Source organism: Thioclava sp., from assembly GCF_048263065.1.
Taxonomy (GTDB): domain Bacteria; phylum Pseudomonadota; class Alphaproteobacteria; order Rhodobacterales; family Rhodobacteraceae; genus Thioclava.
In genome coordinates this window covers 423,130-447,484 of record NZ_JBLXEM010000002.1, presented here as the reverse complement: position 1 = coordinate 447,484, position 24,355 = coordinate 423,130, and the positions used below count along the sequence as shown (strand labels likewise).

22 protein-coding genes and 1 pseudogene are annotated in these 24,355 nt (G+C 59.2%); 5 read left to right on the top strand and 18 right to left on the bottom strand.

Translation table 11 applies throughout. The features are described 5' to 3' along the window. Positions 1-2: 2 nt before the first annotated feature. From ACN0SD_RS05250 to ACN0SD_RS05210, 9 genes are all read right to left on the bottom strand, one after another. On the bottom strand, positions 3-767 hold the full coding sequence (locus ACN0SD_RS05250; protein WP_417807165.1) for a Phenylacetic acid catabolic protein: 765 nt from the start codon (positions 765-767) through the stop codon (positions 3-5). Beyond that, complete coding sequence (gene paaE, locus ACN0SD_RS05245; protein WP_417807164.1) at positions 757-1,833, bottom strand: 1,2-phenylacetyl-CoA epoxidase subunit PaaE; 1,077 nt, start codon at positions 1,831-1,833, stop codon at positions 757-759. The genes ACN0SD_RS05250 and paaE overlap by 11 nt, the downstream gene beginning before the upstream one ends. A gap of 19 nt (positions 1,834-1,852) precedes the next feature. Next, positions 1,853-2,368: a 1,2-phenylacetyl-CoA epoxidase subunit PaaD gene (gene paaD / locus ACN0SD_RS05240; RefSeq protein ID WP_417807163.1), complete on the bottom strand. Its 516-nt coding sequence runs from the start codon at positions 2,366-2,368 to the stop codon at positions 1,853-1,855. Between the two features lie 3 nt (positions 2,369-2,371). Next, on the bottom strand, positions 2,372-3,139 hold the full coding sequence (gene paaC / locus ACN0SD_RS05235) for a 1,2-phenylacetyl-CoA epoxidase subunit PaaC (protein ID WP_417807162.1): 768 nt from the start codon (positions 3,137-3,139) through the stop codon (positions 2,372-2,374). Then, positions 3,139-3,423, bottom strand: a complete 285-nt coding sequence (paaB, locus tag ACN0SD_RS05230) for a 1,2-phenylacetyl-CoA epoxidase subunit PaaB (protein ID WP_417807161.1) — start codon at positions 3,421-3,423, stop codon at positions 3,139-3,141. Before paaB ends, paaC begins: the two co-directional genes overlap by 1 nt. A gap of 22 nt (positions 3,424-3,445) precedes the next feature. Next, positions 3,446-4,438, bottom strand: coding sequence for a 1,2-phenylacetyl-CoA epoxidase subunit PaaA (gene paaA / locus ACN0SD_RS05225; protein ID WP_417807160.1), 993 nt, complete (start codon positions 4,436-4,438; stop codon positions 3,446-3,448). Positions 4,439-4,452: 14 nt separating this feature from the next. After that, positions 4,453-5,658, bottom strand: a complete 1,206-nt coding sequence (gene pcaF, locus ACN0SD_RS05220; RefSeq protein WP_417807159.1) for a 3-oxoadipyl-CoA thiolase — start codon at positions 5,656-5,658, stop codon at positions 4,453-4,455. A gap of 147 nt (positions 5,659-5,805) precedes the next feature. Next, positions 5,806-6,657 carry a PaaX family transcriptional regulator C-terminal domain-containing protein gene (locus tag ACN0SD_RS05215; RefSeq protein ID WP_417807158.1) on the bottom strand — a complete coding sequence of 284 codons (852 nt, stop codon included), beginning with the start codon at positions 6,655-6,657 and terminating at the stop codon, positions 5,806-5,808. Between the two features lie 424 nt (positions 6,658-7,081). Further along, positions 7,082-8,338 carry a tyrosine-type recombinase/integrase gene (locus tag ACN0SD_RS05210; protein ID WP_417807157.1) on the bottom strand — a complete coding sequence of 419 codons (1,257 nt, stop codon included), beginning with the start codon at positions 8,336-8,338 and terminating at the stop codon, positions 7,082-7,084. A 603-nt stretch (positions 8,339-8,941) separates the two neighbouring features. On the opposite strand from ACN0SD_RS05210, the gene yghX reads away from it, so the two are divergent. Then, the gene (yghX, locus tag ACN0SD_RS05205; RefSeq protein ID WP_417807156.1) at positions 8,942-9,841 is read left to right on the top strand and encodes a YghX family hydrolase; all 900 of its coding nucleotides are present in this window, start codon (positions 8,942-8,944) and stop codon (positions 9,839-9,841) included. A gap of 481 nt (positions 9,842-10,322) precedes the next feature. On the opposite strand, the gene ACN0SD_RS05200 is transcribed toward yghX, so the two are convergent. Then, the gene (locus tag ACN0SD_RS05200; RefSeq protein WP_417807155.1) at positions 10,323-10,445 is read right to left on the bottom strand and encodes a hypothetical protein; all 123 of its coding nucleotides are present in this window, start codon (positions 10,443-10,445) and stop codon (positions 10,323-10,325) included. A gap of 289 nt (positions 10,446-10,734) precedes the next feature. Between ACN0SD_RS05200 and ACN0SD_RS05195 the strand changes: the two genes are divergently transcribed. Genes ACN0SD_RS05195 through ACN0SD_RS05185 form a run of 3 tightly spaced genes read left to right on the top strand, consistent with a single transcriptional unit; the run spans position 10,735 to position 13,681 of the window. Beyond that, positions 10,735-11,715, top strand: a complete 981-nt coding sequence (locus ACN0SD_RS05195; RefSeq protein WP_417807154.1) for a Bug family tripartite tricarboxylate transporter substrate binding protein — start codon at positions 10,735-10,737, stop codon at positions 11,713-11,715. A gap of 3 nt (positions 11,716-11,718) precedes the next feature. Further along, positions 11,719-12,162: a tripartite tricarboxylate transporter TctB family protein gene (locus tag ACN0SD_RS05190; protein WP_417807153.1), complete on the top strand. Its 444-nt coding sequence runs from the start codon at positions 11,719-11,721 to the stop codon at positions 12,160-12,162. A gap of 13 nt (positions 12,163-12,175) precedes the next feature. Then, positions 12,176-13,681, top strand: a complete 1,506-nt coding sequence (locus ACN0SD_RS05185) for a tripartite tricarboxylate transporter permease (protein WP_417807152.1) — start codon at positions 12,176-12,178, stop codon at positions 13,679-13,681. A 164-nt stretch (positions 13,682-13,845) separates the two neighbouring features. Here the strand turns inward: ACN0SD_RS05185 and ACN0SD_RS05180 are convergent. From ACN0SD_RS05180 to cysS, 7 genes and pseudogenes are all read right to left on the bottom strand, one after another. Beyond that, a pseudogene (locus ACN0SD_RS05180) lies at positions 13,846-13,983 on the bottom strand (IS110 family transposase); the annotation flags it as partial. A 113-nt stretch (positions 13,984-14,096) separates the two neighbouring features. Next, complete coding sequence (locus ACN0SD_RS05175) at positions 14,097-14,612, bottom strand: chemotaxis protein CheD (protein ID WP_417807151.1); 516 nt, start codon at positions 14,610-14,612, stop codon at positions 14,097-14,099. Further along, entirely contained in the window at positions 14,609-15,667 is a 1,059-nt protein-coding gene (locus ACN0SD_RS05170) for a protein-glutamate methylesterase/protein-glutamine glutaminase (RefSeq protein WP_417807150.1), read from the bottom strand. Before ACN0SD_RS05170 ends, ACN0SD_RS05175 begins: the two co-directional genes overlap by 4 nt. Positions 15,668-15,715: 48 nt before the next feature. Beyond that, positions 15,716-18,817: a methyl-accepting chemotaxis protein gene (locus tag ACN0SD_RS05165; RefSeq protein WP_417807149.1), complete on the bottom strand. Its 3,102-nt coding sequence runs from the start codon at positions 18,815-18,817 to the stop codon at positions 15,716-15,718. Positions 18,818-18,976: 159 nt separating this feature from the next. Beyond that, on the bottom strand, positions 18,977-19,747 hold the full coding sequence (locus ACN0SD_RS05160; protein ID WP_417807148.1) for a squalene/phytoene synthase family protein: 771 nt from the start codon (positions 19,745-19,747) through the stop codon (positions 18,977-18,979). After that, the gene (gene cimA, locus ACN0SD_RS05155; protein ID WP_417807147.1) at positions 19,744-21,366 is read right to left on the bottom strand and encodes a citramalate synthase; all 1,623 of its coding nucleotides are present in this window, start codon (positions 21,364-21,366) and stop codon (positions 19,744-19,746) included. The genes ACN0SD_RS05160 and cimA overlap by 4 nt, the downstream gene beginning before the upstream one ends. Before the next feature lie 124 nt (positions 21,367-21,490). Beyond that, a complete protein-coding gene (gene cysS, locus ACN0SD_RS05150; RefSeq protein WP_417807146.1) occupies positions 21,491-22,984 on the bottom strand; it encodes a cysteine--tRNA ligase in 1,494 nt (497 codons plus the stop codon). 209 nt (positions 22,985-23,193) lie between these two features. Here cysS and ACN0SD_RS05145 point away from each other — a divergent pair, with 209 nt between their 5' ends. Next, a complete protein-coding gene (locus ACN0SD_RS05145) occupies positions 23,194-23,541 on the top strand; it encodes an MmcQ/YjbR family DNA-binding protein (RefSeq protein WP_417807145.1) in 348 nt (115 codons plus the stop codon). Here ACN0SD_RS05145 and ACN0SD_RS05140 read toward each other — a convergent pair. Beyond that, on the bottom strand, positions 23,538-24,329 hold the full coding sequence (locus tag ACN0SD_RS05140; RefSeq protein WP_417807144.1) for a class II glutamine amidotransferase: 792 nt from the start codon (positions 24,327-24,329) through the stop codon (positions 23,538-23,540). The genes ACN0SD_RS05145 and ACN0SD_RS05140 overlap by 4 nt on opposite strands. Between the last annotated feature and the right edge of the window lie 26 nt (positions 24,330-24,355).

Genomic DNA, 24,355 nt, shown 5'->3' with positions numbered 1-24,355 from the left:
TGTCATGCCAGTCCAAGTGGTGCCAGCGCCTCGGCACTGCGGGCCTGCCAGCGCGCCAAAAGCACTTCATTCGTATCGTGGCGCAGCCCCATCGCGGAGAGGCGATCAAACCTTTCCGAGCCGGCAACACCAAAAGTCTCGGCCACACGGTCCTGCCAATAGGCAAGCGAAGCCGCGATTTCGGCTTTGCCGTCGGTCGTGGCAGCGATCCGTTCCAGCCCTTCGAAACCCAACTCCATATGGCGGGTCTCAATCGGGGTGATTTCGCGCATCACCTCGGCAAGCGGGGTGTAGGAAACCTTTACCATTTCTTCGAGTTGCACACAGGTCGCAAGGCCCATCAGCGCGTTCATCACGCAGGCATCCACCCAGCCCGACAGCGGGTAGTGAAACACCGACAACCGCATATCTCCGCCCCGGCGTTTGGGGACGGTGCGATCATCGCGCGCCCCACGGGCCGCCCAATCGTGGCTTTGATTATACAGCGCCTTGTCGGTGCCGAAATCCTCCATCAGATCCAGCACTTTTTCCGCGTTGGACGCTTTTTCCAAGGTAATCCGGCTGGCCGCAATCCGTTCCTTGATACCGGGAGCCCAGTTGATTGCATTGGCAAACCCCGCAGATCCCGCCAACTCACTGTCGACAAAGGAGGACATCATGCGCATCAACTCGGCGCGATAGCGCGGCGAGACATTTTCAGGTGACGTGACCTTGCCGCCCTGCGCGAGATACTCGGCGACCGACATCGTTTCTGCATCATTCGTCATAGCTAAGCACCACCTTGTTCGAAAGCGGGATACACTGGCACGACAGCACGTAGCCCGCGCGCACTTCGTAGTCCTCAAGCGCATGGTTGACGTCCATCTCGACCTCTCCCTCAAGCACCTTGGCGCGGCAGGTCGAACAGACCCCGGCCTTGCAGGCAAAGGGCGCATCCATTTTCTGCGCGAGGGCTGCATCCAGAATGGCCGTGCCATCCTTGGCCATTGCAAATGTGCGGGTCGCGCCATCCAGCGTGATCGACACGTCACAGCTATTGGCCGTGCTTGCGCTGTCTTGCGAAACGGCACGTGCCTTCGCGCGCCCCGGTTGCGAGGACGCAAACAGTTCAAACTTGATCTGACTGTCATCAAGGCCGTGCTTGCGCAGGCTTTCGGCAATCGTCAGCATCATCGGCTCGGGTCCACAGATGAACGCGGTATCGACGGTTTCGGCATCAATCCACAGCCGGAACAAGGCCTCCATCTTTTCAGCGTCGATACGTCCGGTGAACAGCTCGATATCCTGACTTTCGCTTTCGAGGATATGGATCAACGAGAAGCGGCCCAGATAGGTGTTCTTCAGATCCTCCAACTCTTCGCGAAACATGATCGAGCCGACCTGACGGTTGGCATAGACCAGCGTGAAGGTCGATTGCGGCTCGCGCGCAAGGACGGTTTTCACGATCGAAAGCAACGGCGTGATCCCCGATCCGCCCGCAAAACCAAGGTAGGTTTTGGCCTGCGCCGGGTCTAGCGGGGTGTGAAACTTGCCCATCGGCGGCATCGCTTCGATCACGTCGCCAGACTTGAGTGTTTCATTCGCCCAAGTCGAAAACGCCCCCCCGTCCACGCGCTTGATGCCGACTTTCAGGCAGCCCTCATCAAGACCGGCACAGATCGAATAGGATCGGCGCAACTCTTGACCGTCGAACGCGTGGCGAAAGGTCAAATACTGACCTTGGATGAAGTCAAATTGCGCGGCCGCATCCGTTTGCGGTTTCAGCGTCACAACAACCGCATCGCGCGTTTCCTTGCGGATATCGGTCACTTCCAGCGGGTAGAAACGGGCCATGAGCCTCTCCTCCTTTGGCTCAGATGCACTTGAAATAGTCGAACGGTTCGAGGCAATCCTTGCATCTGTAGGACGCCTTGCAGGGGGTGGAGCCGAATTGACTCACTTTTTCCGTATTGGTCGATCCGCAGCGCGGACAGGCAACGGCAAGATTGCCTTCACCGGTCAGCTTTGAAATCCGTCCGGCCAACACGCCATCTGCCGCCGTGCCGTCGATCGGCGGGGCGATACCAAATTCGCGCAGCTTTTCGCGCCCGGACTCGGTCAGCCAGTCTGTTGTCCACGCCGGGCTAAGCTGGCGCTGGATCTCAATCTTGTCGATGCCATGCGCGCGCAAGGCGGCCTCGACATCAAACGAGATAATGCTGGTGGCAGGACACCCCGAATAGGTCGGCGTGATTTTCACGGCCAGCGTATCGCCCTGCCATTCCACATCTCTCACGATCCCAAGATCGACAACCGAGATCACAGGGATTTCGGGGTCGGGAACGCCGTCAAGCCATTCCCAGATCTGTTCCACACTGGGGCGTGACATGGCTTACCACTCACAGCCGGGATAGGATCGCTGCAACCACTGCATCTGCGTCAGAAGATGACCCAGATGTTCGGTATGCATATAGCCGTTGCGCCCGCCCTTATGGGCAAAGCTGTCTTCGGGAATGCGCAATGTCGCCTCGCTTAGAACGCGACCAATCAACGCGTCATATTCGGCGCGCAGACCTGCCGGATCGGGGCCAATACCTGCCTCGGCCATCGCCTGATCGACGCTATCGCTGGCAAACATCTCGCCGACATAGGGCCACAGATAGTCCAGCGCCTCTTGCATGCGCGCATGGCTTTCCTCGGTGCCGTCACCCAAACCAACGACAGTTTGCGCTGATCTTTCAAGGTGATAGGCGACTTCCTTGGTGGCTTTGGCCGCGATTTCCGCAACGCGCGGGTTTGCGCTTTTGGTCAAAAGCGGCAAATAGATCGCGCTGAAGGCGTCAAACAGGAACTGGCGCAAAATCGTGCGTCCGAAATCACCATTGGGCAGTTCCACCAGCAGCAAATTGCGGAAATCCCACGCATCGCGCAAGAATGCCATGTCGTCTGCGCTGTGGCCCTCGCCCTCGATCTCGGCGGCGAGGCCCAGCCACATCTGCGTCTGCCCGATCAGATCAAGCGCGGTATTGGCCAGCGCGATATCCTCTTCAAGAACTGGCGCGTGACCGCACCATTCAGACACCCGATGGCCAAGAACCAAGGTGTTGTCGCCCTGACGCAGAACAAATTCCAGCAATGCCTTTTGATCGACCTGTGCCATCACATATGCCCCACGTCTTTGGGGATGTCGTAAAAGGTCGGGTGGCGATACACCTTGCTTTCCGAGGGCTCGAAAAGCGGGCCCTTGTCGCCCGGTGCAGAGGCAGAGATATGGTCTGCCTCAACAACCCAGATCGACAGCCCCTCGTTGCGCCGCGTGTAAACATCGCGGGCGTTGAGGATTGCAGTTTCCGCATCGGGCGCGTGCAGCGACCCGACATGACGGTGGTTCAACCCGTGCTGACCACGGATGAACACCTCCCAAAGCGGCCATTCCTTTTTCATGTCTTTCTCCTCCGAAACGCGATTATTCCGCTGCAACTTTGGCTGCTGCCCGCTTCTCGGCATGTGCCAGAAGCCCTTCACGCACCCATGCGCCGTCGTCCCACGCCTTGCGGCGCGCATTCAGCCGATCAGTATTGCAGGGGCCATTGCCTTTGAGAACCTCGAAGAATTCATCCCAGTCGGGTTGCGAAAAGTCGTAATTGCCCGTCTCTTCGTTGAATTTCAGGTTTTCATCGGGAATGGTAAGCCCAAGATATTCCGCCTGCGGCACTGTCTCATTGACGAATTTCTGGCGCAGTTCGTCATTGGTGTTGATCTTGATTTTCCACGCCATCGACTGCGCGGAATGCACGCTGTCCTTGTCCGAGGGGCCGAACATCATCAAGGACGGATACCACATGCGGTTGAGCGCATCCTGCGCCATCTTACGCTGCGCCGCAGATCCCTGCGCCATCTTCATCATGATCGCGTAGCCCTGCCGCTGATGGAAACTCTCTTCCTTGCAGATCCGCACCATCGCGCGCGAATACGGCCCATAGGACGTGCGCTGCAACGGCACCTGGTTCATGATCGCCGCGCCATCGACCAGCCAGCCCACAGCGCCCATATCCGCCCAAGTCAGGGTCGGATAATTGAAGATCGAGGAATATTTCATCCGCCCCGACAACAGCTTTTCCGTTAGTTCGTCGCGCGTGACCCCCAGCGTTTCGGCGGCGCAATACAGATACAGACCGTGCCCAGCCTCATCTTGCACCTTCGCAAGCAAAATCGCCTTGCGTTCTAGCGTGGGCGCGCGGGTGATCCAGTTGCCCTCGGGAAGCTGGCCCACGATTTCGGAATGCGCGTGCTGACCGATCTGGCGGATCAGCGTTTTGCGATAAGCATCGGGCATCCAGTCGCGCGGCTCGACCTTGATATTGGCGTCGACCTTGTCTTGGAAATGGCGTTCGTCATCGCTCATTTCTTCGCGCGATTTAACGGCATCACCTGTGGATTTAACCATTTGAGCATACATGTTGCGATCTCCCTTCAGACCCGTTCGAGGATCATAGCGATCCCCTGCCCGACCCCAACGCACATGGTGCAAAGCGCATAGCGCCCGCCTGTGCGGTGAAGTTGATTGCTTGCGTGCAGCACCAGCCGCGCTCCCGACATTCCCAAAGGATGCCCCATCGCGATCGCCCCGCCATTCGCATTCACAAAGGGCGCGTCATCGGGCAGACCCAATTCGCGCAGCACCGCCAAAGATTGCGCCGCGAACGCCTCGTTCAGCTCGATCACATCCATCTGCTCAAGGCTTAGCCCCGCGCGCGCGAGCACCCGACGTGTCGCAGGCACCGGACCCACCCCCATGATCCGGGGCGGCACACCGGCCGCGGCCATCGCCACAACCCGCACCCTCGGCGTCAGCCCATGGCGTTTCGCAGCCCCTTCAGAGGCGACAATCGCGCCCGCAGCACCATCATTGACACCCGAAGCGTTGCCCGCCGTCACCGTCAGCTCCGCACCATTCACGCCGCGCAGCTTGGCCAACAGCTCCGCCGTTGTGCCGGGGCGCGGATGCTCATCGGTATCGACGATTTTCGACTCGCCCTTGCGCTGGGGAATAGACACCGGCACGATTTCTTCTGCAAAAATCCCGGCCGTCTGCGCCGCATCCCAGCGGCGCTGGCTTTCGGCTGCAAACCGGTCCTGATCCTCGCGGCTGATATTGTAATCGGCGGCAACGTTATCTGCGGTTTGCGGCATCGTATGAGTACCATAGGCCGCATCCATTTTCGGGTTGGGAAAACGCCACCCGATCGTCGTGTCATACATTTCGCCATTGCGTGAAAACGCCGTCTCGGCCTTGGCAACCACGAAGGGCGCACGGCTCATGCTTTCGACACCGCCTGCCAGCATCAGATCGCCGTCGCCCGCCCGTATCGTGCGCGCGGCAAGGCCAATCGCATCCATACCCGAGCCGCACAACCGGTTCACCGTCGTGCCGGGAACTTCAACCGGCAGCCCGGCCAGCAACGTGGCCATGCGCGCAACATTGCGGTTGTCTTCGCCAGCTTGGTTAGCGCAGCCCATGATCACGTCATCGACCTGCGTCCAGTCGACGCCGGGGTTGCGCTCTTGCAAGGCCCGCAGCGGAATTGCTGCCAGATCATCGGCACGCACGCCAGACAAAGCGCCGCCATAACGCCCGATTGGCGTGCGAATGGCGTCACAAATAAAGGCCTCGCTCATAGAATCCTCCCCTATCCTTAGCGTGAACAGAATAAACCGACCGTTCGGTCACTAATATAGGAAGAATCATATCACATGAAAAGAGAAACCTTCCAAAAACCGTAATACGTTTGCGCGGGATGGAATATGTCTCGAAAAGTCAGCCACTTAAGCCAGACGCTCGCGGCGCAGACGATCTTCGCGAAGCTCTGTGGCCGCCGTCGCCGTCGCCAATAGCCCGCGCGAATCGTGGAATGTCAGACCGACATGCTCATCAGCCGCCCGAGTCAGCGCCAAGTATCCGCGCACGAAAAGCGCACGCGCCCGCCCCCCTGGCCACCCTTCAGGCAAAGCCGCCTCGGGTAGGCGCGGATCGACAAGGGCCGCATGCCGATAGGCGTGTACAAGTTGCAGCCGAAGCGCGAGCGCCTCTGGGCCCGGCGGCACGCCGCCCTCCAAAACATGCGCCAAGATCGGCTCAAACACCGAGAGAAACGCGTCATATTTCGCGCCCACCTCGGCCAAAGGCCAAGCTTGTGCCGCAAAGTCCCGCAGCGCGCCGACCCCCGCAACTGTATCGCAGGATAACACTGCAGCGTTAGGGCGCAGGACGTCATTGCGACGCGGCGCGATGAATGACTTGGGCCCAATCGGCAGCCAATCCGTCGAGACAGTTTCTGCCTCGCACAACGTCACAAGCCACCCTGTCGGCGGCGGCGGCGGCGCATAAAGAACTCGCGCAGCCGCCTCGAATTCCTCCTCGGCCATGTGACTCAGCCGATAATAGCTTTTCCGCCCAATGCGCTCGCCCTCAAGGCGCCCAGAGCTGACAAGCCGGGAAACGGCCGTGCGCACCAGCCCCTCGCTCAGACCATGCGCCGCGCAACATTCGATTAGCGTCCCAATCCAAAGCACACCGCCTCGCGGCGCGACGATATCGCCATAGAGCGTCACAATAAACGACGGCGCGCGCGGCGACATCAGTGCATCGGACAGAGCAGAGGTTTCTCTTTGATGCATGACAATCGTCACCCTTAGACATTACACCTAGATGCATATTGAGGCAAAACTGTAACGAAAAGCAACGAAACTTGAAACCTGCGCCTTATGCCGCAATGATTGTCGCTATTTCGGGCCCCGCGACCAGGTGCTTTGCCCCTGCGCTGCCACACGCTCGGTCGCAGCCAAGGCGCCCTCCGTATAGCACACGCATTTCAGATGTGGTCTCGCTGGAAGCAAACCGCAGCCGCCCCTCCCACAACCCTGTCAAACGGCGGGAGACCCATAATCGAGAGGCGCCTGCACCGGATCAAGGTTAAGCGGGCGCGACGACAAAGGCTCGCGCGCCCAATCTGCCTCCGCCGATGGTTCGGATGATCCAGAGGTCGAGGGGCCGCAGGTCGACGGGCTATTCTGAACAGGCAGTCGAGTATACCCGCCCACCTTACCCACTCGCCAAATCACGCAGCCGGACCGGGTCACGCCCGCCGGTAACATAATCGGCCCAATCCTGCATCAACTGCTCCCGCTCTTCCAACAGGTCTTCGCGCTGGTAGGCCGCCTCCAGAGCGTCTTGCTCATGGGCCAAGGCAAACTCGATGGCGTCAGCCTCATAGCGCTTCTGTCTTCGCGCCCAGGTCTTGAAGGTCGCACGGAAGCCATGCCCGGTAATTCCCGGATCAAAACGCTTCACGAGATTCAGCACCGTGTTCTCGCTCACAACACCCGAGCGGTTACCCGGTTTGGCGAAAATCTGGCGGTGATCCCCGGTGAGCAAACTCATGTTGTCAAGAACCACGGCCATCTGGCGGCTCAGCGGCACCCGGTGATTGCGGCCCATTTTCATCAACTCCTCCGGAGTCGTCCAGATTGCCGCCTCGCTGTCAAAGAAATCCCATTGCGCAAGCCGCGTCTCCTTCGTGCGCTTTGCCGACAGGATCAACAGCATCGCAAGCTGGCGCGTCTGACACTCGCACCGCACGTTCTGAAGCCAGTCCCAGAATTCCGGCATCTGCTCATGGGCGAGCGCGCCGAAATGTCCCTTCCTGCAGCGCACCCGACCCAGTGCGATACGCGTCGAGAAATCGGCCGGGTTGTCGGCGCGCAGCTCTTTGATCTTGGCCAAGGCGAAGATCTCCTTGGTCCGGCCAAGCGTTCGCCTGGCGGTCTCGTGCTTGCAGTGCCAGATCGGCTTGATCGCGGCAATGACATCAGCAACAGTAATTTCGTCGATCCTGCGATCCCCGAAATGCGGAAAGACATATGTCTCGATCGTATTCCAGTTTTGCTGAATATGCTTTCCATTCCTAAGCCCGAGCTTCTTCTGTTCGAACCAGATTTTCGCAAGTTCACGAAAGCTGGGCATCGCGGTCGCCACCGGCATGGCCTCGCCCGGCTCTTCGAAGACAGCTTCGAGTGCCGCGATGTCGCCCCGCTTCAGAAGCGCGCGCAATTCGCTGATCGCGATCCCCCTCTCGAGCATGAGCCGAGCCGCTCCGGCCAAGTCGCGCGCCCGCCGCAAACCGATCTCGGGAAACCGTCCCAGCGTGACCCAGCCCGGTTTGCCGCCCTGCGCATGGCGCAGCTCAAAAACCTTGGCTCCGCCCGCGAAGAGGCGCAGGTAAAGCCCGTTCCCGTCATGGATCCGCTCCGGCCCCATGCTATGGCGCGCCGCCTCAATCTGTTTCGTCGTCAGGCCCATACCAAGTCTCCCTCACTCAATTGCTTTCCATACAAAGTTACAATTCGGCGCTGAGCTCGTCTAAATCCCGGTGAAGCCTCGTGATTGCCGGTGACAGAAAAACTAATGTAAAAACAATAGTTTGCTGGAATCTCTTGAGGGGTCATGAGGAGGTTTGAGGTGTAGCCGGAGATTTCTTCGTCTCCGCCATTTTTCCTTTAAATTCACCACCATACGGCGAGGCATTTATTCCCGTCCCTTTGCGTGCGGTACGTCGCTCGATTGGTCGAAAGCCGCACCCCTAGCGATGCTAGAACATCTTTTCTGATGTGGCGCCGGGTTGGTAGGACTTGGGGATCATCATCAAAAAAATTTCGCCCTCGGCCTTGCGGCCATTTTCTTGGCGCATGAGCCGTCTGGCGCTAATGGCTGCGATTTGAAATCAGCTCATCTGCTTGCAAGAAGCGACTATTACAAACTCCCGTTATGATTGAGGGACGAACGGGGGCAGGTCACCAGCGCATGCATTTCCTCTATGCAAATGACACTGTTTGCCTTCACATTACCAACTGTGACGTGCAACCGATCCGTTCGAATTGCATTCCGTAATCAGTGGAGGCTTTCATGAAAGACGACACCCAAAACCGCCTGACCGCCAAGGATTTCGCCCCCGAACTCCTGGAGCTTTATGATTTTTACGCCCATGGCATCATCACCAAACGCCAATTCCTCGACCGCGCGGGCAAATTCGCGATTGGCGGGCTGACGGCTGCGACGATCTTGTCGATGATGGGTCCAAATTACGCGATGGCCGAGCAGGTCAGCTTTACCGATCCCGACATCAAGGCCGAGTGGATCACCTACCCGTCGCCCAATGGCAATGGCGAGATTCGCGCCTATCTGGTACGCCCGACGGCCTCGCCGCTGGCCCCCGGCGTGGTCGTGGTGCACGAAAATCGCGGCCTCAACCCATATATTCGCGATGTCGCGCGCCGCGTCGCCAAGGCAGGGTTCATCGCAATCGCGCCGGACGGGCTGACGCCGCTGGGCGGCTATCCGGGCAATGACGAAGAAGGCCGCGCATTGCAGCAGCAGGTCGATCCCACCAAGCTGATGAATGATTTTTTCGCCGCGGTCGAGTTTATGATCGCGCATCCCGATGTGACAGGAAAAGTTGGCATTACCGGGTTTTGCTATGGTGGTGGCGTCGCCAACGCCGCGGCCGTAGCCTATCCCGAACTGGGCGCGGCGGTGCCATTTTATGGCCGCCAGCCCGAGGCCAAGGATGTGCCACGCATCCAAGCCCCCTTGCTTTTGCACTATGCGGGTCTGGATGAGCGGGTGAATGCGGGCTGGCCAGCCTACAAGGAGGCGTTGGATGCCAATGGCAAGACCTATGAGGCCTACATTTATGAAGGCGTAAACCACGGTTTTCACAACGATTCCACACCGCGCTATGATGAGGCAGCGGCGGAACTCGCTTGGTCGCGCACAATTGACTGGTTCAAGCGGTATCTTGTGTAATCGCGCGATCGCTTTGAGGTCGGCCTGCTTAATGCGGTTGGGTTTCCAGCCGACAGAGCAGGTTGGCCTTCACGCTGATCCATTCGCTTGCAATGATGGAATACGCCACCGCGTCACGGATGATGCCATTGGGCATAACCGCTGCTGATCGCAAGATCACGTCAAGTTTCGGACCCAAGCGTTCGATGACGCGCCGGCTTTGCACGTTGAAAACATGGGTGCGAAAATCGACTCCTCAAAGATATATCGCAACAACAGCAGCTTGCACTTGGTATTGCGCGGCGTCCTTTGCACGGATTTCCGATACTAGGTCGAGCCGATCTCAAGGCGCCGACTGACGCTCTCAATGCTCATATAAGTCGTCATGCCCACCGCTTTGCCCGATGCGTTTTCCAAGATCGCAAAAGGGCAACATTGTGGGCAGCGCAAGTCTGCGGTCAATCTCGTCCACCATAGCAGCTCGGTCCAGAATGGCGGCATATCAAATCTTGTGCAAGTCGCCGTCTGCGCATGCCTCGACCAGATCATCGTGGTGCTTTAGCGACAGCGGTTCGAGCGACACGTATTTCCCCTCAAGCGAAAACGGTTCGGGCCAAACGCTCATATGTCTTCTCCGTTTTTCGCTTGCCACGGCTGGGGCGTTTTCCACCGCAGCCTTGAGATTTGCGGCACTCTCGCGCCCAATTCTGTGTCATTTCGAGCGCGTAGCGGAAAGCCCTGTGTGACGTCCTTGCGCGTAAGGCTGGGCGCAAAAGCGGCCAAAGCCCTCGTGAGCTAAAGAAAAAATGCGCGCCTCGTCTTGGCATATCAACACCTTGCCAAGGCGCGTCGTTTCCGCGATCTTGCGCCCGGTTGCATTGCTTTGATGCCAGATAAAACCGGGGGGACTACTCATGATCATCTCGCGCCGCGCGGCCCTTTTGGGCGCTGCCGCTGTTTCATTATGCAAGCCTGCTTTGGCACAAGATGCCGCTTGGCCCAGCAAGCCGCAGCATGTCTTCGTGGGCTTTCCCGCAGGCTCCTCGCCCGATCTGCTGGCGCGGATCGTGACCGAGCCGCTGGCTGCGAAACTTGGCCAACCCATTGTGATCGAGAATAAACCCGGCGCGGGCGGCGTGATCGGCATCCAGCAGATGCTGAACGCAAAAGACCGCGACAACACGTTTGCCACAACGATCAATGGGCCGCTGACGACCGCGCCGCGCCTGACGCCGAACCTTGGCTATGACGTTGCCAAGGATATTGCGCCCGTCGTGCTGATCGCGACCTCGCCGCTGGTGCTTGTTGTCGCCGCCGATTTCCCCGCCGACGATCTGGCGGGCTTTATCGCCGCCGCTGGCAAAGAACCCGAGGCGCTAAGCTATGGCTCGGTCGGTAAAGGCTCTGGCGCGCATCTGACGGCAGAACTGTTCTCGGATCGTGCGGGCGTCGAAATGCTGCACATCCCCTTCACCTCGTATGCCGAGGTCACGACCGCGATCATCGGGCATGAAATTGACAGCGGTTTCATGGCGCCCTCGGCGGCCATGCAATATGTCAAAGCAGGCAAGCTAAAGATCCTTGGCATCACCTCGCAAAAGCCGTTTTCACAGGCTCCCGGTGTACCCGTGATGGCGGGACAGGCCGGGTTGCCGGCCGATTTCCGCGCCGAGTTGTGGAACGCGTTCATCGCGCCCGCTGGCACCGATGCAGGCGTTATCGCCACGCTTAACAGTGATATCAACGCGATCCTTGCCGATGAAGCGGTGCAAAAGCGGTTGCTGGATATGGGCTGGCAGGCAGCGGGCGGCACGCCTGAAGAGCTGCAACAGCGCATTGCCGATGACACCAAGATTTGGGGCGCTGTGCTCGACCGGATCGACGCGAAAAACTAAGCCATGAAACGCGACATTCCTGATCTGGCGGGCGGGCTTCTTTTGTCGGTGATCGGCGTGTTTGTGCTCGTTTACGCAAGCACGCAATACGATATCGGCTCGCTGCGTCGCATGGGACCGGGGTTTTTCCCCGCGCTGCTGGGAGGCGTGCTGGCGGTGTTGGGGCTGATGATCGCCCTGCCCGCCATCGCGCGCAAAGGGCCGCCCATCCGCATCGCGTGGAAAGAGGCACTCGCGGTGCTGATAGCGATCCTCGTCTTTGCCACCGGACTTGAACGCGCGGGGCTGGTGCCGGTGACATTGGCAAGCGTTCTGATCGCCTCAATCGCCGCCCCCGACCGCCGGATTGGCTGGCGGCTGGCGCTGGCGTTAATCGTCACCACGCTGTCGGTCGTCGTATTTCATTTCGGATTAAAGATGACCGTCCCGCTATGGCCGGGACAATGATGAGCGGTTGGGTATGAGCGGCTGGGAAGGCTTTCTGCACGGGCTAAGCGTTGCGGTGCAGCCCGATGTGCTGATTTATTGCGTGTTTGGCGTGGTTTTGGGCACATTCGTCGGAGTTTTACCCGGCATTGGCGCGATGGCGACGATCTCGCTTTTGCTGCCCATCACCTATTACCTGTCCCCCGAGGCGGCGCTGGTGATGCTGGCCGGGGTATATTACGGCTCGCAATATGGCGGTGCGGTCGCCTCTATTTTGTTGCGCCTGCCCGGCACGCCGCAATCGGCGGTCACCACGCTGGATGGCTATCCGCTGGCGCAGCAAGGGCGCGCGGGCGTGGCGCTGTTTACCTCGATGATCTCAAGCTTTCTCGGCTCGATCTTTGGCATCTTCGTGCTGATCTTGCTATCGGGCGTCTTGGCGCGCGCGGCCACTGCGTTCGGGGCTGCGGATTATGCCGCGATGATGATTTTGGGCCTTGTTGCCGCCTCGACCATCGGTGCGAAACACCCCGCGAAGGGGCTTGCGATGGTGGTGCTGGGGCTGATCCTTGGCTGTGTGGGCACGGATGTGAACTCTGGCGCGCAGCGGTTCACCTTTGGGCAGACCGAGCTAATGGACGGCGTCAACCTTGTGGCGCTGGCGATGGGGTTGTTTGGCGTGGCCGAGGTGATCGCCAATATCCACGTCGCCGAGCGCACCGGCGTGCCGCGCCGCGTGGCCCTGCGCGATCTGCTACCAAGCCGGGCCGAGCTGCGCCGCATCCCCTTCCCTGCGCTGCGCGGCGCCAGTTTGGGCAGCTTCTTTGGCGCGCTTCCGGGGACGGGTTCAACGATTTCGTCGTTTCTCGCCTATGCCGCAGAGCGCCGCATTTCGCGCCACCCCGAGCGGTTCGGCAATGGCGCGATCGAAGGCGTCGCAGGCCCCGAGGCCGCCAATAATGCCGCCGCGATCAGCGCCTTCGTGCCCACGCTTGCGCTTGGGATCCCCGGCGATCCGATCATGGCCCTGATGCTGGGCGCGCTGGTCATTCACGGCGTGCAACCCGGACCGCTGATGCTAGAGGCGCGCCCCGACATGTTCTGGGGGCTGATCGCCAGTTTCGGTATCGGCAATCTGTTGTTGCTTATCCTGAACCTGCCGCTGATCGGCATCTGGGTATCGATGCTGCGCATCCCGTTTCGCTGGCTCTACCCCGCGATCCTGATTTTCGTCTGCCTTGGCGTTTACTCCGTGCGCGGATCAAGCTTTGACATTTTCGCCGTCGCATTGATTGGCGCGATTGGCTATGCGCTGTCACTGGCGCGCTTCAACCCCGCGCTTTTACTGCTGGGATTCGTGCTGGGGCCGCTGATCGAAACCAATCTGCGCCGCGCCCTTTTGATCTCGCGCGGGGATCCGATGGTGTTCCTGCAACGCCCGATCGCGGCGGCTTTTGTGCTCGCGACCGGGCTTTTGATCGTGATGTCACTGGTGCAGGCAATCCGGCGCAAATCGCGCGGCGCGCAAGAGGCTTCTTGAGTTACGACTGGCGGAGATCCAACCACCTCAATAACCCCAACCGTTTTGCTGCAACAAATCGCCCTCTCGGTTCCTTTCGCGGTTTGCGGAAAAACCGCTGCGGGACAGTGGACGCAAGCATCGCCTGCCGGGACATATATCTGCGGACGCGTCACCACTTTTCAAATGGCCTCGGCGTCAATGGCGTCAGACTTTCTACGTTTGTCGCATGCTTTGACACAGCTCGGTGCAAGCAGACGGACTTCATCCCCTAAAACGATCAACTCCCGCGCCCACTGATGCGCGCGGATGCAGAACGCCATGAGATAATGCAGCGTAGCGGCGCCAAGCCGTGGGGTAAACCGCGAGGGATGCCGCAGACGTCTAACAATCTCAGAAATACTAGTCCCAACAGGCGCTCAATCTCCGCAGAGGGTCAGAACAGTTCAATATCGCTAATGACGACTGATGGTTTGACAGGGTCAAATATCTGCGCCTCCCCTAACAGTTTTTGACGCGCGCGCCCGCTGTCGGGCCAGAATTCGACGCGACGGGCCAGCGTGCCGCCCAGGCTTTGCCCGGCACATTCGATCCCTTCGCGACGCAGAAACTCAAGTATGAAATGCGCGTTCATCTGTCCAACATTCGAAAGCCCCGCAATCATGCGCGCCCCACCAAACACCTTACATTTTAGCTGCGCGCGTCTTGCGCCTAACTTCATCAAATCGTTAATCAAAAGCTCCATCGCGGTGACGCCAAAGCTTGCCGCTTGCGCACTGACAGTGTTGCTTTCAGGTAGCAAGAAGTGGTTCATACCGCCCACTTTCGCGCCCTCGTCATACACGCAAGACGCAACGCAAGACCCCAATATCGTTGTGATAGAGCGCCCGCCTTCACCTGACGAAGCATATTCGCCTTGTGATATATACTGTGGGCCCATCGGACTGCTCATACAGCCCTCTCGCGTGTCGCAAAAGCAAGTGTCGCGCGTTGCGGGGACGAGCACAGGGACAAAATCTCACCCGCCATCGCTTCTAAGGGCACTGCGCGCTCAGCAGCGCCCGTTTCCAACGCGGCCTTCGGCATCCCATAGACAACCGAGCTGGCCTCATCCTGCGCCAAACAACGTGCACCCGCATGTCGAAGCATCATCATCCCTTCCGCACCATCGCGCCCCATCCCTGTAAGGAGAACGCCGACGGCGCGATCGCCAAGAAACTGGGCAGACTCCAACAAGACATCTACCGAAGGACGATGCCCGCTGCGTTTGTCACCCGCCACAAGCTTGCAACGCGCAGGTTCCCCATGCGTCAGCGCAAGATGGTACGCCCCACCGGGCGCAAGATAGACGCGGCCCTGCTCAAGCGGAGCTTGGGGACTTGCAAGAGCAAACTGCGGGGCGATCTGGCGTTGCAAACGTGCGGCGAAGCTGGCCAAAAACGTTTCGGGCATATGTTGCGTGATCACTGTTGGAGGACAGTTTTCCGGAAATTCCGACAGAAGGGTTTCCAGCGCATCAACTCCACCGGTCGAAGAGCCTACAAGAACGACTTTTCCGTTCCAGTTAAACCCTGTGGCAGGCATCCGTTTTGGGCGCGGGCATGCGGTGCGCAATCGCGCATTCGCGGCAGCTACCAGCAGGTCAGGCAAATTCCAGAATGCCTCTGCCGTAGTCTCTACGCGCGGTTTCCCGATACATTCCACAGCACCAAGAGAAAGCGCCTCAAGAGCCGCCGCCGAGCCCTTATGCGTTTCAGTCGATACCATAACGACCGGCATAGGCCGCAACCGCATCAGCTTTTCCAGAAACTCCAGCCCGTTCATACGCGGCATTTCAACATCCAACGTCAAAACATCGGGATTGAGTAGCTTTATTTTCTCGCGTGCTTCGTAGGGGTCGGCGGCCTCACCAATCACCTGCAGCCGAGAGTCGTTGGCGATGCTTGAACGGATCAAATGACGGATCGTCGCGGAATCATCGACAATGAGAACTTTTTTGACCGGCATGATGTCTCCTGTAAGCGATCATTTACGAGGCGATCGTCCCTAGACATGTCAAAAATCCTCCCAGTCATCCTCGCTTGCCTCATACCTTAGCGCGACATTCCCCTGCTGAATCGATGGTGCGAGCGATATGATCGGTTTGGGCGGTGCATCTGAGGGGGCCGCTGGGCGCGGCGGGGCGGCCAGCGAAGAACTACGGACGACTTGCGCCTGCGGCTTTGGTTTCTGATGTGTCGGCGCGATTGATGTCATCGGCACTTTAAAGTGCTGCATCGTTTCGTTCAGTTCGCGCGCGCCGCTTTTGAGAGAGTGGCTTGCAGCGGTGGTTTGCTCAAACATCGCGGCATTTTGCTGAGTCACCTGGTCAAGTTGAGCAATCGCTGTATTGATTTCTGTTAAACTGAGCGCCTGTTCCCGCGCATTTTGCGCGATTTGTGAAACCCGCCCTGCCACATCAAGCACCGAGCCAAGAATCCCCTCTAGCGCATGTCCGGTTTCACCCACAAGATCCACGCCGCGCGTAACGTGATCGGAGGAGGCGGTGATCAGTGTGTCGATCTCACGCGCCGCATCGGAGGAGCGTTGCGCCAAAGCGCGCACCTCAGATGCGACAACCGCAAAACCGCGCCCGGCCTCACCCGCGCGCGCGGCTTCGACACCAGCGTTCAAAGCGAGCAAATTGGTTTGAAACGCGATTTCGTCAATCACGCCAATGATCTTAGAGATCTGCTGCGAACTGGTCTCGATTTCACTCATCGCGGACACAGCTTGCTTTACGATTTCACCAGAATCTTCAGCACTTTTGCGCGCATCAGAAACTACGCGATCTGCTTCGGCGACGCCCTGTGCCGATGCACTCACAGAAGCACTCAACTCACCTAAAGCAGCGGCGGTTTGCTCCAGCGTCGCTGCCTGTTGTTCGGTGCGCTTGGAAAGATCTTCAGAGGCGTTAGCAATCTCTCGCGCCTCGCTATCAATCGTGGTGGCATTTTCATTTACGATCTGCATAGCCGCGCAAAGATTGCTGACGGCAGCATTGAAATCGGCTCTGAGCGGTTCATATTGCGTATCGAATTCGTCTGAAATTTTGGTGCTCAGATCCCCACGCGAAAGCGCGCCCAGCCCAAGTCGCAGCGCCTCAACTACGATATTTTGCGCAGCCGTCATGGCAGAGTTATGCGCTTGTGCCTCCTCAAGCGCTGCATTGGATGCGGTGATATCCACCGCGATGAGAACGATCTTCATCATCCGGGCGCTGCGATCAGCGACTGGGTTGATCGTCCCCTCAATAAGGTGGTTTCGCCCATCTGGACCCTTGAGCGTAAATCGGCCCTGTACAGCCTTTAGCGAAGACGGCGCACTCCAAATATCATGGCCATCAGGGGCGGACAGAACGCTACGCATATCCTGACCAAGAAATCTGGCGCTCTTCGGGCCAAGCATGGCGCAGATTTTATCGTTCAAGCGCGTAATCGCGAAGTCTGGGTCAATGTCACAAACCAATTGATGGGCATCAATGGAATCGAGCAGTGCCCGTTGCGCACGCAGTTGCGTCACCTCGCGCCATTCCACCACAAAACCGATGACAGCGTCGGCTTCATCTGTGATTTCGCTGACATCCACGCCAAAACGCCCGTCGCCAACCTTGATGTCGACATGGAACGGCAGATGCGTGCGATCATTGAGCAAAGCGCGCGCTTTTTCCGGCATCATATGGAAATCATCCATCGAGCGACCAACCAACGCATCCGCATCGATATCTGGCGTCACCTTACGGAACTCATCAATCTGGCCGCCGACAAGATTGATTACCGCTTTATTGACGTGGATGATGCGAAAATCGGCGTCGATCATCATCAAGGCAGCTGAGGCGTTTTGAAACACGGTCCCTTTGATATGCGCCTCTTGCTGCACAGCGTCGGCCTTAGCCAAGTCCGTGCGCAGATCGTCGAGCGCATGGGCGATCACACCCACCTCGTCGCGTCGCGCTGTACCATGCACCGGTTGGTCACGCTCTCCCATTGAAATTGCGCGGATGGTCGCGCCGAGTTGGCGCAACGGCGTAGATACAGAGCGCGCCATTATGGCCGATAAGGCGCCAAGCGCCAGAACCAGCCAACTCGCGTGCAGCAGCATCGAGCGCGCGAGCGTCGTTGCAGGCGCGAACAATTCGGTTTGGTCTTGTTCAACCACCGCGCCGTAGCCGCGTCCAAAAAGCGAAAATGGCATATAAGCGGCGGTCACAGGCTGCCCTGCGAGACCGATCTGTTCAACCAGACCGCTGCCACCCGCAAGGGTATCTTTGACAGCATCGGTTTCTACCACCGCACCTAATGCGAGCCCTCCAACGGGGTGGCGCAACGAATTGAGCAATCGCCCGGAATGATCGACAATAAGACCTTGTCCGGTTTCACCCAATCCGCGAGCGCCCCCGATGCGCTGCCCAAGATCGGTTGCGGGAATACGAACGGCCACCACCCCAAGGCGCATACCATTGGCGCTTATAACAGGCATCGTTGCGTAGATTTCAGCTTTGCCATCCTCGATCAGAACTTCGCTGGTAAAAAATTGCGCGTCCGTCGCCTGAGCGTCCTCATGCGCAAGCGCCGCCAACGGCCCCGAGCCTTGCGCAAGATCGGACGCATAAACCGCATCTTTATTGATCGAATAAACCACGCGCCCCTCGCGGTCGATCAGATACAGATCGCTGTAGCCTTTCTGCGCGGCCTCGGCCTGAAAACCTGCATGATAGCGGCGGTGTTGGATTGAATAGTCGGTCGCATCACCTGCATAATCAAGCTTGGAGCGCGCATCGGGGCTGTTGGGATTTTCGTCGCGATAAGCGCGCGCCACGATCTTGGCCGCATTGTCGCCAAGCTGTTTCCAACCGCGATCAAAGTCGTAAAGCGCGCGCGCAGTGACCGCGTTGCCCGCCAAGGACCGCAGATCGCTTTGCACCCGGTCTTGCCAGCCCTGCATCCCGGCGACGCGCGCGTTCAAGGTGCGTTCCAGCCGCGCCGACCCTTCGCTTTCCAGCAATCTATAAGCCTCTCGATAGGCGGAGACACCCATGATTGTCAGCGCCACCATCGCAATGGTAACGAGCATCAAAGGAAGCTTGATCGACAGCTTCAGGTTGTTCAAAACGCGCATGCAAAAACTCCGGCCGGACGGGGGTCAGCGATCTTGGCTGCCCCATTTCGAGACAGCTTTGATGCGATCATCGCGCAAAGACCTGAAGATTTGCTAAATTCTGATACGGTTTTCGCGAGCGGAGATCGCTAAAATCCTAACGAACGCGCAGATCGCGTTTCAAACGCCTCGCAGCGCGGCGCGCAATAGCCCTACCCTGCGCGAAAACTCTGAAAGTTCAAGCCCGCCAGCCGTAACGATTTCAGGCGCGCTACTGACGCGTTTCAACAATACGCGCGCTTGCCAACCGGGCAAAAGTGCCGTGCGTGCAGGCCCTTTGAGCGCGCGCGATTTCCGCGCAAAATCAAGGCGTTCAAGCCCCTCTTCGGCAAGCGCATTCAGCGCGTGATGCGACAGATCTGCCAGCGGAGCACGGGCGCGCGCCACAAGTTCGGGTACCGCCTGCAAAAACGCAGCCAAGCCCGCAGCCGCGCCAAAACTGCGCACGGCCATCTCGGCCTGCGCATCTGCGCCAAGCGCCTCAGCGGCGGCCCAATACACACTGCCTGCGGTCTGATCGAGATAGGCCCAAAGGCTTGACGCATCGCTCATCGGCTCGGGCCAACAATCGGCGCGGCGGGCCTCTGCGACGGAAATCAGATGGCGCACAGGCGCAGCGACCTTCACCAAAGCGGGACCGATTTCGTGGGGCGGTTCGCGCCCCTCGCTCACCCCTTCAAGCGCGTCAATCCACCATTGCAGGCGCATCTCAGAAACCATCGGCTCAGAAGACGCCCAAGGCGCGCGCGCGATTTCCAGATTGGCGGCGTAAAGCGGCCAGAGCCGATCGCGCAGCGGTGCGGGGGTGGCCATGGTCGCGGCGAAGCGATCAGGGTCGCCCCGGCGCACGGCCTCGGCGCAGGCTTGCAGACTGGCCGCCAGATTGCTCATGCCGGTTGCGCCCCGTCGCGTAGCAGCTTCCAGATCATCGCGTCCAACAACGCCTCGAAACTGGCATCGACTATGTTGGGCGACACGCCAACGGTGGACCAGCGCCGCCCTGCCCCGTCTTCGCTATCAATAATCACGCGCGTCACGGCCTCGGTCCCGCCTTGGGTGATGCGCACGCGAAAATCGACCAGCTTCATGTCGTCGATATAGCTTTGGTAGGGTCCCAAATCTTTGCCAAGCGCCTTGGACAGCGCATTGACGGGGCCGCGATCATGGCCCTGCTCATCCATGCTCTCGCTCACCGACAGCATCTTTTGTCCGGCCACTTTTACTACCACCACAGCCTCGGAAATCGAGACCATCTTGTCGTAACGGTTCTTGCGCCGCTCGACTGTGACTTTGTAGCGCTTGACCTCGAAGAATTGCGGCAACAGGCCCAGTTCTGCGCGCGCGAGCAGCTCGAAACTGGCCTGCGCGCCGTCGTAGGCATAGCCCTGATCCTCGCGTTCCTTGATCAGATCGAGGATGCGGGGCAGCGCGGGAGTGTCGCGCGCCACTTCAATCCCCATGGATTTCAGCCGCGCGCGCAGGTTTGACTGGCCCGCTTGGTTCGACATCGGGATGAGGCGCGTATTGCCGACCAGAGCGGGGTCGATATGTTCATAGGTCGAGGGATCTTTCAGGATCGCGCTGGCATGTAGCCCCGCCTTATGGGTAAAGGCCGACGCCCCGACATAAGGCGCAGAGCGCAGCGGCACGCGGTTCAAAATATCGTCGAGCTTGCGCGAGAGTTTGGTGATGCCCGTCAGCTTATCCTGACTGATGCCGGTTTCCAGCGTGCTGGCGTAGGGTTTCTTCAGCAGCAACGTCGGGATCAGCGAGATCAGATTGGCATTGCCGCAACGCTCGCCCAGCCCGTTGAGCGTGCCTTGCACCTGACGCACGCCAGCCGAGATCGCGGCCAGACTACCCGCCACCGCATTGCCGGTATCGTCATGACAATGGATGCCCAAGTGATCGCCCGGAATGCCCGCCGCGATCACCGCGCCCACGATCTGCGCAATCTCACCGGGCAGCGTGCCGCCATTGGTGTCACACAGAACGATCCAGCGCGCGCCCGCCTGATGCGCGGCCAAACAGCACTTGAGCGCGTAGTCAGGGTTCGCCTTATAGCCGTCAAAGAAATGCTCGGCGTCAAACAGCGCCTCGCGGCCCTGCGCGACCATATGCGCAACGCTTGCGCGGATGTTTTCGAGGTTCTCTTCCAGCGTGATCCCAAGCGCCGCCGTGACGTGGAAATCATGCGTCTTGCCGACGAGACACACGGCGGGCGTATTGGCGTTCATCACGCCGGCCAGCACATCGTCATTGCCCGCCGAGCGCCCCGCGCGTTTGGTCATGCCAAAGGCGGCAAAGGTGGCGCGGGTGTCGGGGCGCGCGTCAAAGAAATCGCTATCGGTGGGGTTCGCGCCGGGCCAGCCGCCTTCGATATAGTCGATGCCGATGGCGTCAAGCGCATGGGCGATCTCGATCTTTTCGGGCACCGAAAACTGCACACCTGCGGATTGTTGCCCGTCGCGAAGGGTGGTGTCGTAGAGGTAAAGGCGCTGCTTGGTCATTGGCTTGCCCCTTTGCCCTGTTCGCCTGCGAACCGGGCAGCGCCCGACCCGCCCCTCGAGGCGAGCGCTTCACGCGCCCCTTCGGGGCCGGCGCTGCCCTGTGTCATGCTTGTCTGCATCGGCATCACAGGCCCTCCAGCTTGGCGGGGTCGAAATCGGGGCCGGGCAGCAGTTCCACCCCAGCCTTCGACATGCGCACCTCAACGCCCGCGGCGATGAGCGCTGCTTTCATGGCATCGACGGGAGCGAAATCTTTGGTGGTCATGGCTGTTTCTCGAAGCGCATATAGCCGGTTGCCTAGCTCGGTCAATCTGTCTGCGTAATCTGCCGCCCCGTTTCCATGCATAGACAATCGATAACCAGACACAACTCCGTTGTCTCCCGCTTGAAACTCGAACGGAAAAAACTTTCGGGTTAACGCATCGATATCGAAACCTAGAAGCCGAAGCGCCCCAACGAGTTTAAACTCATCCTGTTCTTTCAAATACTTGCGCACAAGAGACAAAGCCACGGATGTATTTAAATCACTCGCAAGCGCGTCAACAAATTCTTGGGGCGGCCTGGCAAATTGACGACTAACCCAGGGCTTAGCACTAGGGTCCGCTCCTAAGAACTCTGCAATTCGACGCAAAGTCTTCTCCGCCTGCTTCGCCTTCTCCGCCGTCCAATCCATCGGCTTGCTATAATGCGTCTGCAAAAACACAAACCGGATCACCTCGCCCGGCACGCCCTGAGCCAGCAAATCGCGCACGGTAAAGAAATTGCCCAGAGATTTGGACATCTTCTTGCCCTCGACCTGCAACATCTCATTGTGCACCCAATAATTCGCGAAGCTGCCTTCGGGATGGGCGCAGCAGCTTTGCGCGATCTCGTTTTCGTGGTGGGGAAATTGCAGATCAATGCCGCCGCCGTGAATGTCAAAACTCGCGCCAAGCAGCTCGTAGCTCATTGCCGAGCATTCGATATGCCAGCCCGGACGCCCGCGCCCCCACGGGCTGTCCCAGCCGGGTTCGTCGCTATCCGAGGGCTTCCACAGCACGAAATCCATCGGGTCTTCTTTGTATGGCGCCACCTCGACGCGCGCGCCTGCGATCATGTCATCTACCGTGCGCCCCGACAGCGCGCCGTAATTTTGATAGCTGCGCACGCGAAACAGCACATGGCCCTCGGCGGCATAAGCGTGACCCTCGGCAACCAGCTTTTCGATCATCGCAATCATCGCGCCGATATAATCGGTCGCGCGCGGCTCATGATCAGGGCGCAGCGCGCCAAGCTCGTCCATATCGGCGTGATACCACCCGATGGTTTCTGCCGTGCGCGCGCGGATCAGATCCTCCAACGACCCCTCAGCCCCGGCCTTTTGGCGCGCCAAAGCGGTCGCGTTGATCTTGTCATCGACATCGGTAAAATTGCGCACATAGGTGACGTGATCTGGCCCGTAAACATGGCGCAGCAGCCGATACAGCACGTCAAACACCACGACGGGGCGCGCATTGCCCAAATGGGCGCGGTCATAAACCGTTGGCCCGCACAGATACATCCGCACGTTTTGCGCGTCGATGGGATGGAAATCCTCGACCTTGCGGGTCAGGGAGTTGCGCAAACGGATCTGGGTCATGTGTCCTCGCAATAGGCAAAGCTAAACCTGCCGGCGGGCTTACAAGGTCATGGCAAATTTGGAAAGAGAAGACCGGCCCGCGTGACAGATGTCAGCGGATAATGCAGCAGATGATGATGCTCTCGGTTCTCATGAGGCGAACCCTAGCGCCGCACCCGGCAAGCTGCAAGCGCTTTGCACCTCAGCAAAGTCGTGCCACACTGCCCCGCATGAGCCGCGACATCGTCAACACCCATTGCGCCACCCTGCCCGGCGCCGAACGCAGCGACCCTTGGGGCGGCGGGCATGATTGCTGGAAGGTCGGGGGCAAGGTCTTTGCGCTGATCGGGGCGCAACATAATCTTGGGGTGAGCGTGAAATGTCGCGATAGCGAGGCGGCACACCTGCTGATCGAGATCGGACAGGCCGAGCGCGCGCCCTATCTTCACCGCTCTTGGGTGCGCATTCCTTGGGGCGTGCTTGAGGCCGATGATCTGCGCCACCGCCTTGATATGTCTTATGATTTCATCCGCGCGAAGTTACCGAAGAAGGTGCAAACCGCGCTTGCTCCACGCTAGGCAACGGGCATCAGTGCGGGCTCAAAAGGCTCAATACTCACGCGCTTACCCTCAAAGGTGCAAAAGGAGCCCGGTGGCACCTCCTGCCAATCGCTTTCATCCACCTCAAGCGGCTCAGACACCACTGCGCGGCCCCGGCGCGTGTCCGACCAACGATGATAAAGCGAGGGCGCGTGATCATCGCTCGCATAGCGCACGGCATACAGGCGCACGCCATCAGAAAACGCCGCCGTGAGCCGCATATAGGGTGCCGCGCCGCGCTCGCGCGCCAGCGTTTCAAACCGCGCGGTCGCACGTTCAAGCGCGCATTTCGGATCGGCCTCCATCCCCTCGGCCATTGCGACCAGAAACAGCGCTTCGCTATCGGTCGCACCGCGGCGTTCGGGATACAGGCTGTCGGGAATCATCATCTCACCGGCGCGGCGAAACCCGTCATAGCCGCCGATTTGCCCGTTATGCATAAAGGACCAACGGCCATGGCGAAACGGGTGGCAATTGTTGCGCGACGTGGCCGACCCAGTCGAGGCGCGCACATGCGCCAGAAACAACCCCGACTTCACCGTTTCCGTTAGCGATCGCAAGTTGGGGTCCGACCACGCGGGCATAACATCACGATACAGACCCGGCTCGGGCCGCTCACCATACCACGCCACGCCGAACCCATCGGCGTTGATCGCGGTATGACACATCGTTGCGCATTGGCTTTGATGAATCAGCGAATGGCCGGGGCGGCTCACGATGTCTTCGATGAAAATCGGCTCTCCGACATAAGCAGCCCAACGGCACATTTATGATTTCCCGTCAGTATGTTACA

Bases quoted from the DNA above. Each gene is read 5' to 3' on its own strand.
- ACN0SD_RS05250 (WP_417807165.1), bottom strand. From the start codon at position 767: ATGACGAATGATGCAGAAACGATGTCGGTCGCCGAGTATCTCGCGCAG.
- paaE (WP_417807164.1), bottom strand. From the start codon at position 1,833: ATGGCCCGTTTCTACCCGCTGGAAGTGACCGATATCCGCAAGGAAACG.
- paaD (WP_417807163.1), bottom strand. From the start codon at position 2,368: ATGTCACGCCCCAGTGTGGAACAGATCTGGGAATGGCTTGACGGCGTT.
- paaC (WP_417807162.1), bottom strand. From the start codon at position 3,139: ATGGCACAGGTCGATCAAAAGGCATTGCTGGAATTTGTTCTGCGTCAG.
- paaB (WP_417807161.1), bottom strand. From the start codon at position 3,423: ATGAAAAAGGAATGGCCGCTTTGGGAGGTGTTCATCCGTGGTCAGCAC.
- paaA (WP_417807160.1), bottom strand. From the start codon at position 4,438: ATGTATGCTCAAATGGTTAAATCCACAGGTGATGCCGTTAAATCGCGC.
- pcaF (WP_417807159.1), bottom strand. From the start codon at position 5,658: ATGAGCGAGGCCTTTATTTGTGACGCCATTCGCACGCCAATCGGGCGT.
- ACN0SD_RS05215 (WP_417807158.1), bottom strand. From the start codon at position 6,657: ATGCATCAAAGAGAAACCTCTGCTCTGTCCGATGCACTGATGTCGCCG.
- ACN0SD_RS05210 (WP_417807157.1), bottom strand. From the start codon at position 8,338: ATGGGCCTGACGACGAAACAGATTGAGGCGGCGCGCCATAGCATGGGG.
- yghX (WP_417807156.1), top strand. From the start codon at position 8,942: ATGAAAGACGACACCCAAAACCGCCTGACCGCCAAGGATTTCGCCCCC.
- ACN0SD_RS05200 (WP_417807155.1), bottom strand. From the start codon at position 10,445: ATGAGCGTTTGGCCCGAACCGTTTTCGCTTGAGGGGAAATACGTGTCG.
- ACN0SD_RS05195 (WP_417807154.1), top strand. From the start codon at position 10,735: ATGATCATCTCGCGCCGCGCGGCCCTTTTGGGCGCTGCCGCTGTTTCA.
- ACN0SD_RS05190 (WP_417807153.1), top strand. From the start codon at position 11,719: ATGAAACGCGACATTCCTGATCTGGCGGGCGGGCTTCTTTTGTCGGTG.
- ACN0SD_RS05185 (WP_417807152.1), top strand. From the start codon at position 12,176: ATGAGCGGCTGGGAAGGCTTTCTGCACGGGCTAAGCGTTGCGGTGCAG.
- ACN0SD_RS05175 (WP_417807151.1), bottom strand. From the start codon at position 14,612: ATGAGCAGTCCGATGGGCCCACAGTATATATCACAAGGCGAATATGCT.
- ACN0SD_RS05170 (WP_417807150.1), bottom strand. From the start codon at position 15,667: ATGCCGGTCAAAAAAGTTCTCATTGTCGATGATTCCGCGACGATCCGT.
- ACN0SD_RS05165 (WP_417807149.1), bottom strand. From the start codon at position 18,817: ATGCGCGTTTTGAACAACCTGAAGCTGTCGATCAAGCTTCCTTTGATG.
- ACN0SD_RS05160 (WP_417807148.1), bottom strand. From the start codon at position 19,747: ATGAGCAATCTGGCGGCCAGTCTGCAAGCCTGCGCCGAGGCCGTGCGC.
- cimA (WP_417807147.1), bottom strand. From the start codon at position 21,366: ATGACCAAGCAGCGCCTTTACCTCTACGACACCACCCTTCGCGACGGG.
- cysS (WP_417807146.1), bottom strand. From the start codon at position 22,984: ATGACCCAGATCCGTTTGCGCAACTCCCTGACCCGCAAGGTCGAGGAT.
- ACN0SD_RS05145 (WP_417807145.1), top strand. From the start codon at position 23,194: ATGAGCCGCGACATCGTCAACACCCATTGCGCCACCCTGCCCGGCGCC.
- ACN0SD_RS05140 (WP_417807144.1), bottom strand. From the start codon at position 24,329: ATGTGCCGTTGGGCTGCTTATGTCGGAGAGCCGATTTTCATCGAAGAC.